This window comes from Aerosakkonema sp. BLCC-F183, assembly GCF_041929145.1.
In the GTDB taxonomy this organism is placed as follows: Bacteria; Cyanobacteriota; Cyanobacteriia; order Cyanobacteriales; family Aerosakkonemataceae; genus Aerosakkonema.
This window is the reverse complement of record NZ_JBHFNU010000039.1, coordinates 21,093-32,982: the sequence shown is the minus strand read 5'-3', so window position 1 is coordinate 32,982 and position 11,890 is coordinate 21,093. Positions and strand designations below refer to the sequence as shown.

Genomic DNA, 11,890 nt, shown 5'->3' with positions numbered 1-11,890 from the left:
AAATTTTTTTTTTTTTTTTTTTTTTTGTGTTTTTTTTTGGTTTTCCCTCTTTTAATATTTTGTTTACACCCCCAACTACGTACCTAATCTTAGCTTCAATGATGTAAGTAGCAAATTGGGTTAATTTAGTCATCGGTCATGAGCTTTACCACAAATAATAAATGTCTGATGGCTAATAAGTACAATTCTAAAGAATACTGAAGATTTAATCTCACAAACATTCAGGACTGAGGAGAAAACTGCTCCTGACGCCCTAACCTCTAACCCCTAACCCCTAATTATGGATTGCATTCACGTTACGGGAATTCGCTGCTACGGTTACACTGGCTACCTACAAGAAGAACAGGTACTGGGACAGTGGTTTGAAGTAGACCTTACCTTATGGCTGGATTTGTCGAAAGCAGCTAAAAGCGATGCGATCGAACATACCCACGATTATCGCAGCACAATTGAAACAGTAAAGCAATTGGTGAAGTCATCTAAGTTTGCATTGATCGAAAAGTTAGCCGAGACGATCGCATCCAGTATCTTAGAAAGTGAGAAGATAACGCAAGTTCGAGTTAAGGTGACAAAGCCCTCAGCCCCGATTGCCGACTTTGGCGGTAAGATCGCAATCGAGATTACCAGGGGCAAACCGCAGTAATTTTAGCAAAAAGGGAAAAACAGTGCCATTTCGCATATTGAGTTTAGACGGCGGGGGTATTCGCGGCGTTATCCCTACCGTTATTCTTGAGGAAGTAGAAAAATTAATCGATCGCCCTTTAAATCAGTACTTCGATTTGATTGCAGGGACTTCCACTGGGTCGATTTTAGCAGCTGCGATCGCTACAGGACGAAGAAGCCGGGAAATCCTCGAACTCTACAGGCAAAAAGGCAAAACGATCTTCCCCTACACCAGTCGCTGGTCACCTCAGCGGCTAAAATTGCTGTTGGAATACGGTTTCTCAGCGCCTAAATTTTCCGATCGAGGTTTGATTAACGCTTTGAAAGAGCAGTTCGGTAACATAAAGCTGTCCGACATCGACACATCGCCACGATTGTTAATTACTGCCTACGACACGATCGATCGAGAAACGATCGTTTTCAAAAGCTGGCAAAAATACAAACCTTGGATAGATACTCCCTTGTGGGAACTGTGCGTTTCTTCCTCCGCTGCACCAACTTATTTTCCCGCACATTTACTAAAAACTCAAGACAAAGACTACTCCCTAATTGACGGCGGCGTTGGTGCCAACAATCCTACCGCCTGCGCCGTTGCGGAAGCACTCCGCCTAGATAATCCCGTCAGGGAAATTTCTGTTCTCTCCATTGGTACGGGGAATTCAACTAATTCAATTCCCTTTGCACAAGTTCGCGCCTGGGGAGTGGGAAATTGGATATGGGGAGGACGCTTGATAGAAGTATTATTTGATGCTTCCTCTGACATTAACGATTACATTACTCGCCAGGTAATGAGTCCTCCAGAACTTGAAGATAGAGCGTCTAATCGTTACCTGCGCCTGCAACCTACCATCAAGAAAGATATGATAGATGACGCCACAGACAAAAATATTGCTAGGTTAATCGAACTGACACAAAACTATATGCAGCCGAATCGAGAACTACTCAAAAACTTCTTACAACAAAACTTTTCTTAACAGATCGTATCTGGTTTTTGCGTACTCGCCAAGCTTGAAAAATACAGTGACATACTCTACATTTAGAAAATTATCTAATCGTAGGGTGCTTTAGGCACGGGCGATCTAAAAGTCAAAAGTCAAAAGTCAAAAGTCAAAAGTCAAAATTTCCCCTCTTCTCTCTTCCCTCTCCCTCTCCCTTTCAGAGCGTGCCGTAACCCACCATCACCATCATCTGTAAAAGAGATGAACATTTTTCAGCATAAAAAATATCGTCCAAATTTATCGCTACAGACTTCGATCGGAGCGAGATGAACTTGTATCGAGGTATTGAAGCATTGAATATGAGGGCTTATTACGCTCGCTACAAGGAGGCGTAATCCGTAATGGAATACCTCTCTTATCCCTAATCGGCATATTAATCTGACCCCCATTAGCCGGTAACGTAATTCTGATACTGATATCCCATTTAGGTGCGGATCTGCACCAGTTTCCCCACACTACTAATGCGAATAAAGAATCATTAGGCTTTAACACAAAACTGCTGCGAACAGGCGACCCCCAAAAACCCGATGTCAAAGGGCGAGCGATCGGTAACGGTTGTCCTTGTCCGTCCACTATTTGCATTCGGCTAGATGTATTTAGCGCACAGGGTCGAGAACTCTTGTTCGTAATATAAAAGTTGCCTCCCAGCGACTGTGAATCTCTACTCCATCCTTGCGCTACACCCCTGAGTGCAGAAGCTTGACATGGTGCGATCGCTTTAGTATTTGCTGAGACTGAGGTGGGTGAGAACAAATTTTGTTTCAGACCGAAAATAGATACTAAGTCAGTAGAGACTGCGTTTGCAGCCAAAGGATTTAACAAATTTAAAGCCACGGCAGTTAGTAGCCAGATTTTTTTGGGATCATTGGGTGAAGCCTGCACGATCGCCTCAGTCATCCTTTTTACTGGTCACCTTTTATACTCATTGGCAACGGACTTCAATCAGCTTGCCAGATGCGGAGGCAACTGTACAAACGGATATTCAGTCTTTTAAGATTAACTTAGATTTTGATTCGCGATCGTGTATTATGCTTTCCAAGGAATTTTACCATGCAATGGACTCTGAGATTTGCCAGGGTTTTTACTGCCACTTTAATTTTGTGCGTTGCTACTAACATAAAGCCCAATTCCTACTCGATAACTTTTAATTCAGCACAAGCACAAACAGAACCGATAACAGCGAATCCAGAAGCAGATCGGCTGTTACAAATAGGCGTGGAACAAGCGAAAAGACGAGAATTGCAAGAAGCTGTAGATATGTTCCGGCGGGTATTAGCTTTGAGCCAATACAATCGCGATCGCGAACGCCAAGAAATCGCCCTCAGTAATCTCGCAGTGGTTTATGGCAAATTAGGTCAGCCGGAGCGAGCTATACAATTTTATCAACAAGCATCCGAAATTTTTCGTAACCCAGATATTTTACTGAGAATGGCGCAATATCAACTACAATTAAATCAGAGGTTAAAAGCGCTGGAATCCTATCAGAAAGCTTACGCAATTTTCAGACAAAGTAAAGATAGCGATCGCGAAACAGAAACCCTCCTCAGCATTGCCGATCTTTATGTTCAATTAGGCGATTTTTCTCCCGGATTGCAGGCATATCGGGAAGCATTAGCAACTTATCGCAGAAAACAAAACTGTCAAAATGAAGATGCCACTTTACAAAAAATGGGGCAAGTTTACGAAAGAATCGGTCAAAATAACCGGGCGAGACAATTATATCAGCAAGTAGCTCGACAGCAAGCCGATCGCAATCGGCAATGTGCTATGCGCGTAAGACGACAATCTTTACCAGTCAGTCCGATTATTCTTGGCGAGGATGACGTTCCCCCGCCAAGTCCGCCGCCTCCCTCTGAACAAAATCCATTGCCAGCACCTATGCTTGAGGAAGTCGGCAAACGCTAACTATTCGCCCAATACTATTTCATGTTTGCGAATAATAATTATGCTTTCCAGTTTATCGCCTGTTCTACTAACAACGAATAATCAACAATAAACGATAGATACAATAAGGATGATAACAAACTAGATCTAACTCAATATGTGGAGCAGTATTACCGTGCAACATCGTCTGAAACTTCTCAGTCTTGTGAGTACAACGCTGCTTTTTTCCCTGGCTTCTTTCCCTATACTGACAGAAACCCTCAATTCAGATGTTCTGGCACAAACACCGACAACTGAAACTTCTCCCCTTCCTGCCAGCCCGTTTCCCAGCCTTTCACCCATCGAACCTCTGCCGGAAATGTTGGTACCTTCCCTTTCGACAATTCCGATTTTTTATCCTAATAATATCTACCCGAATAATTCACCGCTACGTCCCTTAACAAGCAACCGCTCTGGCAGCTTGCTTTCTATTGAAATACCTTGTCAGGCACAAGTAGAAAATATTCAACAAAAGCTACAGGCTTGTCAGCAATTTTTGGCTATTCACAGACAAATTGGCGATCGCATTGGTGAAAGCGTTACGCTCAGTAACATTGCTTTAATTTATCGCGAACTCGGAAATTACGATCGAGCGCTGAATTTCTATCAACAAGCATTAGCAATTCAAACAGCAATTGGCAGCCGTGCGAGTGAAGCAGCTACGCTCAACAACATTGGGTTAACTTATCACGAAGTAGGAGAGTATTCTCAAGCTCTAAATTTCTATCAGCAAGCCTTAGCAATTCACAAAGAAATCGGCAATCGAGTCAGTGAAGGGCGCACTCTCAATAATCTAGCCGAACTTTATAGCCAATTGGGTCAGTATTCTCAAGCTAGGGAGTTTTATCAGCAAGCTTTGGCAGTGATAAAAGTTACTAAAGACACCACAAACCTGGGTAACACTCTCCATAACATTGGCTTACTCCACCAAAAATTAAACCAATTTCCCCAAGCATTAGAATACTATCAGCAAGCTCTAGCGATTCGGAAAAATATTAACGATCGAACAGGTGAAGGTACAACCCTCAGCAACATAGCTTTGGTTTACGATAATTTAGGTCAGCATTCCCAAGCACTAGACTCGCTTAAGCAAGCATTGGCAATTTTAACAGAAGTCGGCAACCGCGTAGGAGTTGGCAATGCTCTCGATAGTATGGGAACGGTTTACAAAAGTTTAGGTGACTATACTTCCGCTTTGGAATATTATCAACAAGCATTAGTAATTCTTAAAGAGATTGGCAATCGCGGATTGGAACGGGTTACTCTCAGCAACATTGCGTCTGCATTAGAAAGCCAAAACCAGCCAGAGTTAGCAATTGTTTTTTACAAACAATCAGTCAACGTCACGGAAGCAATTCGCAAAAACTTGCGATCGCTCCCCCGCGAACAACAGGAATCCTATACAAAAACCGTAGCCGATACCTACCGCACTTTAGCCGATATCTTGCTCAAACAAAATCGTATCTTAGAAGCACAACAAGTCATCGATTTACTAAAAATTCAAGAATTAAATGATTATCTTGGTAATGTCAGAGGTAACGAACAAACATCTCAGGGTGTAGAATTACTACCCCAAGAACAGAAACTTACCGCCGACTACGCTGCTATTCAAAATAGAGCTATTCAATTGGGAAAAGAACTTGCCGAATTACGAAAAATTCCCGAAGCAAATCGCACACCCGCTCAAGCTACGCGCATCGCCGAAATTGTCAAAGCGCAAGAAGCGATCGCAGCTGAATTTAACGCCTTCATCCGCAGTCCGGAAGTGCAAGCTTCGATCGCAGCACAAAGCCCAATAGTGAGAGATGGAAGTATCAGTTTGCGGCGGCTGAAAAATATTCAAGACAATTTGCAGCGGTTGGGAAAAGGCGCAGTACTACTTTATCCTTTAATTTTAGAAGACCGTTTAGAATTAATTATCACCACAGCCGATAGCCCGCCCATTCGTCGTACTGTTAGTGTCGAACGTTCAGAACTAAATCGGGCGATTGTGGAATTTCGCAGCGCTTTGCAAAACCCGGATGCCGATGCTAAAATTCCTGCCCAAAAGCTATACAAATGGTTAATCAAACCTTTGGAAAATGACTTAATTCAAGCCGAAGCCCAAACGCTTATATATGCTCCTGACGAACAGCTACGCTACATTCCTCTAGCAGCTTTGCACGATGGCAAACAATGGTTAGTTGAGCGTTTTCGCATCAATTATATTACTGCTGATAGCCTCACAGATTTCAACACCCAACCGCCAGATAAACCGCAAGTTTTAGCGGCTGGTTTTACCAAAGGTAGCTACACATTTCGCATTGGCGATCGCGAATTTTTCTTTAGTGGATTGCCTTTTGCTGCCCGCGAAGTGGACAATTTAGTCACGATTTTTCCCAATTCTCTTAAATTGCTAGATGGCGAATTCAGTCGCAACGCCACCGTTCCCCGTCTCAACGATTACAATATTGTTCATTTAGCGACTCACGCGGCGTTTGTAGTCGGACAGCCCAATGATTCATTTATATTATTTGGAAATGGCGATCGCGTCACTTTACCAGATGTGGAAAACTGGCGATTAACTAATGTAGATTTGGTGGTGCTGAGTGCCTGCGAAACCGGCATAGGCGGCAAATTGGGTAACGGCGAAGAAATTCTCGGTTTTGGTTATTTAATTCAAGAAGCTGGCGCAAAAGCTGCGATCGCCTCCTTGTGGTCGGTTTCCGATGGCGGTACGCAAGCATTAATGGATGCTTTTTATACTGCATTATCCTCAAGTAAAACCGTGGGAACCAAGACAAACATCACTAAAGCCGAAGCTTTGCGGCAAGCACAGATAGAATTAATTACCCGTAATTACTCAGCAGTAGGGCAACACCGGGGGATTGGCATCCAAGGGCGCACACGCAACAACCTACCACTGCAAATAAGCGATCGCCTTAACCATCCTTACTACTGGTCATCATTCATACTTATTGGCAACGGACTTTAATCAGTTTTCAGCACTGTAGGGGTGACCCTTGCGCTCTTCCAATCCTTCGTAAGGGTAATGGGTAAGCAGTTGCGATCGAGGGCTATAAAGAAGCGCGATCGTATAACTAGCAACTTCACTTCTTAGTTAAAATTGAAATACGTTCGTTGTCTCAAAAAACCTATGTCCTATTTGTAATTAGGTGCGCCAATGTTCCGCCGTCACCTCATCCCAGCCACAATAATTCTGCTTTTGTCTCCCAACTTCAATGTGCCACTACCGGGCTATAATCTAGGAAGTTTGGACGCCAAAGCACAGGCACCAACGACCGAACAACAAAGAGCATTGCTAAGAGCCAACGCAGATAAGCTGTTCGTTCAGGGAGATGAAATTTTACGTCAAGGGCAATGGCAAAAAGCATTGGAAACCTTTCAGCAAGTGCTTGCCATTCGGAGTCAACTGGGCGACCGGAGTGGCGCAGCGGATACCCTGATTAAAATTGGTGATATTTACGACAGACTCAGCCGAGTACAGATGGCGCGAAATTACTACCAGCAAGCTTTAGAAATTTACAGAGAAATTGGCGATCGCAATCGCCAACTGAACGCCCAATCTAAGTTAAATTTACTCAATTCACCCCCGGCAATTGTTCCTCAAACATCAGATTTAAACTCCAATCAATCCACCCCAAATTTCACAAATTACAATCTAAATAACGCCAATATCATTGGTAACGATAATAAAAATAATTTCAATCAACTGCCTTGGATTTTAGTCTCCCAAAACCGCAACCAAATAGTACCAGTACCTGTGACAAGCAAAATTTCTGATTTTTTCACCAGTCGAGCGTTAAATCCAATTTCTTGCAGTACAAATCCGGTGACCATTATGTTGGTGAACAATTTGTACATTGCCTGTGCATCTCCCTCACCTAATTTTCCAGCCGGAACCTACAATGTAACTCTACCCGGTCTTTAGAACAAAAATTTCAGGGTGCTAAATGCTAAATCTCTTAAACTCCAAACTCCAATCCAAGCGATCGCAACGGTCGCCCCTAAACCACTCAAAAATTTATGAAGCGCCGTCATTTTTTGCAATTTTCAGGCTCTGTTCTAGCAACGCTCGGTTTCAGCCAACTAGATGTCCAGCAAAGAGCGCTTCGTTACGCTAGTGCGATCGCGCAAAGCACACCGCGCAAACTAGCTTTATTAATAGGAATTAACACTTATCAAGACCAACCTTTGTTGGGCTGCGTCACCGATGTTAATTTACAAAAAGAGCTACTAATTAACCGCTTTGGTTTTAACTCCAAAGACATCCTCACCGTTACCGATAACCAAGGCACTAGAGCAAATATATTATCAGCATTTGAAGAACATTTAATTAAACAAGCCAAGCCAGGAGATGTAGTTGTCTTCCACTTTTCCGGACACGGATCGAGAGTAAAAGATCCCGATCGGGATACCCCTGACAATCTTAACAGCACTCTTGTCCCAGTAGATTACTCCCTAACTTCTGAAAATAATGTAGTTCAGGATATCATGGGACACACCCTATTTTTGTTGATGAAAGCAATCCAAACAGAAAACCTCACTGTTGTGCTGGATAGCTGTCACTCTGGAGGAGCGACACGCGGTAACTACCGCGTGCGTTCCCGTGCAGGAGGTTCTCAATTACAAGCAATTTCGGAGGAAAAAGAGTACCAAGAGCAATGGCTGAAACGTTTGAATCTTTCCCCATCAGACTTTATCGAACAACGTCGCAAAGGTGTTGCCAAAGGAGTAGCAATCGCTTCTGCCAGACGTAACGAACTTGCCGCCGATGCACCTTTTAGCGATTTTCATGCTGGCGCTTTTACTTATGTGATGACTCAATACCTTTGGCAACAAACCGGAAGCGAAACCTTTGCTAAAGTTATCCCCAATGTTGCTCGCACTACCACCCAGTTATCTTCTCAAGAACAAAAACCAGAATACGAAATTAAGCCAGGAAGCGATAACGATCGTCAACCAGTTTACTTTATCAAAGAACAAACACCACCAGCAGAAGCAGTCATCCTCAAAGTAGAAGGAGAGCAAACCCAAATCTGGTTAGGAGGACTCAACCCCCAAAGTTTAGCAGCGTTCGATCGCGGTGCTGTTTTTGCGATCGTAGATCCGCAAAATCGTTACAAAGGTCAAGTACAATTACAATCTCGCAACGGATTGATCGGACAAGGCAAACTAATCGGAACAGCACAATCGGGAACCCTGCTACAAGAAAATGTGCGCGGTATTTCCAGCAACGTTTCCTTACGCATCGCTCTCGATTCATCTTTGGGTAATGACGCCGCAGCAGCCAAACAAATCTTACAAACAAATCAGCGCATAGAAATTGTACCATTACAACAAGGAGAAGTTCATTACATTTTAGGGCGCATCACCCAAGCCTACCGTCAAGAATTGCAGCAAAAACAAGTAACAGATATTCCCAATATTAATAGTATAGGTTTGTTTTCTGCCGGACTCGATTTAATTCCCAGTTCGTTTGGTGCAGCTGGCGAAACTGTAGCCGATGCCCTAAATCGTTTGCAGTCAAAGCTAAAATCTCTGCTCGCATCTCGCATTGTCAAACTTGCCCTTAACACCAATTCATCCCGGCTGAATGTAACTGCCTCTATGAATCGAGAAGGTCAAAACCAAATCCTTGCCAGCACTTTCACCGTTCGCGGTATTGCTTCTTCTGCCATTCCCTCAAATCGACCTCCCCAAAACTCTGGAACTCCTTCTCTACCCGCCAATTCTCGTCAATTACCTCTAGGAACATCGGTTCAGTTTCGCATCGTTAATAACGAGGCAAGTAAAATTTACGTCAGCGTGCTGGCAATTGACTCCGCAGGTGAAATGTCGGTTCTGTTTCCCAATAATTGGACAGCAACAGACGATATTATGCAGCTTAATTCCGGTCAAATGCTACTGCTACCCGACCCCAGTAAAGATAATTTCTCGTTGGTTACCCAAAAGCCGAAGGGAGTAACGGAAATTCTGATTATTGCCAGTAAAACTCCTTTGCGAAAAGCACTTTCTGCCTTACGCTCGATCGCATCCCAAGGACAGCAGGACAGAAGGCCGATCGCTCTCAACCAACCCACAGAAGCGATCGATAGTTTGCTCGACGATTTGGATGAAGGCACTCGCGGTACTACCAGAACTACTGCGGTGCAAAGTCAGCAAATAAAAAATGTCGATACATCGCAAATCGCGGCAATGTCAATTACCTTTGAAGTGATCTGAAATACTGGGGCGACAATGTATAAAAAAAGGCAAAAGCGTTACCAGGCTTCGCGGCAGGGTAATAGAAAAAATACTTTTCTTTTTACTTTTGATTTCTACGGTTTCGCCAAATACTTCTCTAAGATTGACTTTGCTAGAGCTAACTTTGCACTCGCCAGCTTTGCAGTCACCGGGTTTTTACTATTTGCCATACATCTGGGCTTACTCCAACCCTTGGAACTGGTAGCATATGACCAAATGGTACGCTTAGTGGAGAATAAACAACCAGATCCGCGATTGCTGGTAATTGCCATCACCGAAGCAGATATCCGCGCTCAAAGATGGCCTTTGTCCGATCGAACAGTAGCGCAAGTACTGCAAAATTTACAACTATACAAGCCCAAAGTTATCGGTCTCGATATTTATCGCGATGTTCCCCAACAACCGGGTTACGAGTTATTTTTGCAGCAACTCAAAAGTCCAAATATTATCGTGATAACAGATGATGCCGCCGGAATACCCCCGCCAAAAGGCGTACCGAAAGAGCGCATCGGATTTAACGATTTATTAGTTGACTCAGATGGAGTTATTCGTCGCAATTTGCTATTTATACCCACCGAAACAGGAGTTCTGCGCTCTTTTGCTCTGCTTCTAGCCCAAGCTTATTTAGCCGATCGCGGTATATTGCCTAAAAGCAGTCGCACAAAACCAGCTTATCTTCAGTTGGGCAAAGCTGTGTTTACTCGTTTGGAGTCAGATTCCGGAGGTTATCAAAATATTGATGCGCGAGGATATCAGATCCTACTCAATTACCGTTCCGCACAACCGGTGGCGCGACAAGTCACCCTCGCAGAGGTAATACGCGGACAGGTTGACCCCAGCTGGATAAAAGACAAGATTGTCATAATTGGCAGTACAGCACCCAGTCTCAACGACCTTTTTTTGACACCCTACAGTCCTACCCAACAAGAAAACTACAAAATGTCGGGGGTGCTGATTCACGCTCAAATGGTCAGCCAAATTCTCAATGCAGCTGTTGGGGAAAAACCTTTATTTTGGTTCTGGGATGAATGGATGGAGGTGCTGTGGATTTTAGGTTGGGCACTTATCGGCGGTAGTTTGGCCGCATATTTTCGTCGTCCCCTCGTTTTAAGCATCCTGGAGATCGGCGCGATCGCTCTTGTCATACTCAGCTGCTTTTATCTGTTTACTCAGCACGGATGGGTGCCGATCGCATCTCCCATACTAGCTGTGTCGATCGCAGGTGGCGCTGTAGTCTTAAACCGCTCCTACACTTTCTATCAGCAGCAGCAAATGGTGATGAAACTCTTGGGAAAGAACACCTCCCCGGAAATTGCCGCCGCCTTTTGGCAACACCGCGATCGCTTGCTCAAATCTGGCAAATTACCCGGACAAACTCTAACAGCGACTTTGTTGTTCTCCGATATCAAAGATTTCAGCACGATCGCCGAACAAATGTCGCCCACCGTTTTGCTGGAATGGCTCAATGAATATTTCAGCGCGATCGCCCAAGAAGTGCAAGTTCATCACGGCATCATCAATAAATTTATCGGTGATGGCATCATGGCGGTGTTTGGTGTACCCATATGTCGCACCACACGAGAAGAAATAGCTCAGGACGCTTACTCGGCTGTAGCTTGCGCCCTCGCAATGGGCGATCGTCTCCAAGAACTCAACTCCCAGCTGCTTCGTCGCGGCTTACCCACAATTCAAATGCGAATCGGTATTTTTACAGGCCCAGTCGTGGCCGGTAGTTTGGGGGGCAAAGACCGCTTAGAATACGGCATCATCGGCGATAGCGTCAACATTGCCTCCCGTTTGGAAAGTTGCTGCAAGGATCTTCAACCCTCCAGCTGCCGCGTACTAATTGCCCGCGAAACTTTCGTTTACATCGACGGCAAATTTCAAGTCGAATATTGGGGGCCGATCGATTTGAAGGGCAGACGGCAAAGCGTGGAGATCTATCGCGTCGTTAGTAAGAAGGACGAAAAACAACCACAATCGGAAAAAACTTAACAATTTGTATTATTAGAAGATGTATATGCCAGCGATAAACAACTTTTCTGTAACAGCTTGTAAAA

General features: G+C 44.1%; 8 protein-coding genes. 7 read left to right on the top strand and 1 reads right to left on the bottom strand.

Going from position 1 to position 11,890, the window contains the following annotated elements:
* Nucleotides 1-280: 280 nt before the first annotated feature.
* Complete coding sequence (gene folB, locus ACE1CD_RS09515) at nucleotides 281-643, top strand: dihydroneopterin aldolase (protein WP_374823496.1); 363 nt, start codon at nucleotides 281-283, stop codon at nucleotides 641-643.
* A gap of 22 nt (nucleotides 644-665) precedes the next feature.
* Complete coding sequence (locus ACE1CD_RS09510) at nucleotides 666-1,637, top strand: CBASS cGAMP-activated phospholipase (RefSeq protein ID WP_374823493.1); 972 nt, start codon at nucleotides 666-668, stop codon at nucleotides 1,635-1,637.
* Nucleotides 1,638-1,904: 267 nt separating this feature from the next.
* On the opposite strand, the gene ACE1CD_RS09505 is transcribed toward ACE1CD_RS09510, so the two are convergent.
* Nucleotides 1,905-2,558, bottom strand: a complete 654-nt coding sequence (locus ACE1CD_RS09505) for a hypothetical protein (RefSeq protein ID WP_374823490.1) — start codon at nucleotides 2,556-2,558, stop codon at nucleotides 1,905-1,907.
* Between the two features lie 153 nt (nucleotides 2,559-2,711).
* Here ACE1CD_RS09505 and ACE1CD_RS09500 point away from each other — a divergent pair, with 153 nt between their 5' ends.
* From ACE1CD_RS09500 to ACE1CD_RS09480, 5 genes are all read left to right on the top strand, one after another.
* On the top strand, nucleotides 2,712-3,566 hold the full coding sequence (locus ACE1CD_RS09500; protein WP_374798128.1) for a tetratricopeptide repeat protein: 855 nt from the start codon (nucleotides 2,712-2,714) through the stop codon (nucleotides 3,564-3,566).
* 136 nt (nucleotides 3,567-3,702) lie between these two features.
* Nucleotides 3,703-6,558, top strand: a complete 2,856-nt coding sequence (locus tag ACE1CD_RS09495) for a CHAT domain-containing protein (RefSeq protein WP_374823487.1) — start codon at nucleotides 3,703-3,705, stop codon at nucleotides 6,556-6,558.
* 189 nt (nucleotides 6,559-6,747) lie between these two features.
* Complete coding sequence (locus ACE1CD_RS09490) at nucleotides 6,748-7,515, top strand: tetratricopeptide repeat protein (protein ID WP_374823484.1); 768 nt, start codon at nucleotides 6,748-6,750, stop codon at nucleotides 7,513-7,515.
* Nucleotides 7,516-7,610: 95 nt separating this feature from the next.
* Nucleotides 7,611-9,809 carry a caspase family protein gene (locus ACE1CD_RS09485; RefSeq protein ID WP_374823482.1) on the top strand — a complete coding sequence of 733 codons (2,199 nt, stop codon included), beginning with the start codon at nucleotides 7,611-7,613 and terminating at the stop codon, nucleotides 9,807-9,809.
* Between the two features lie 15 nt (nucleotides 9,810-9,824).
* Nucleotides 9,825-11,825 (top strand): CHASE2 domain-containing protein, encoded by a 2,001-nt coding sequence (locus ACE1CD_RS09480; RefSeq protein ID WP_374823479.1) that lies wholly within the window; start codon nucleotides 9,825-9,827, stop codon nucleotides 11,823-11,825.
* Nucleotides 11,826-11,890: the final 65 nt, after the last annotated feature.

What these genes read in the sequence shown, in the direction of transcription:
- folB (WP_374823496.1), top strand. Translation starts at nt 281, where the DNA reads ATGGATTGCATTCACGTTACGGGAATTCGCTGCTACGGTTACACTGGC.
- ACE1CD_RS09505 (WP_374823490.1), bottom strand. Translation starts at nt 2,558, where the DNA reads ATGACTGAGGCGATCGTGCAGGCTTCACCCAATGATCCCAAAAAAATC.
- ACE1CD_RS09500 (WP_374798128.1), top strand. Translation starts at nt 2,712, where the DNA reads ATGCAATGGACTCTGAGATTTGCCAGGGTTTTTACTGCCACTTTAATT.
- ACE1CD_RS09495 (WP_374823487.1), top strand. Translation starts at nt 3,703, where the DNA reads ATGTGGAGCAGTATTACCGTGCAACATCGTCTGAAACTTCTCAGTCTT.
- ACE1CD_RS09490 (WP_374823484.1), top strand. Translation starts at nt 6,748, where the DNA reads ATGTTCCGCCGTCACCTCATCCCAGCCACAATAATTCTGCTTTTGTCT.
- ACE1CD_RS09485 (WP_374823482.1), top strand. Translation starts at nt 7,611, where the DNA reads ATGAAGCGCCGTCATTTTTTGCAATTTTCAGGCTCTGTTCTAGCAACG.
- ACE1CD_RS09480 (WP_374823479.1), top strand. Translation starts at nt 9,825, where the DNA reads ATGTATAAAAAAAGGCAAAAGCGTTACCAGGCTTCGCGGCAGGGTAAT.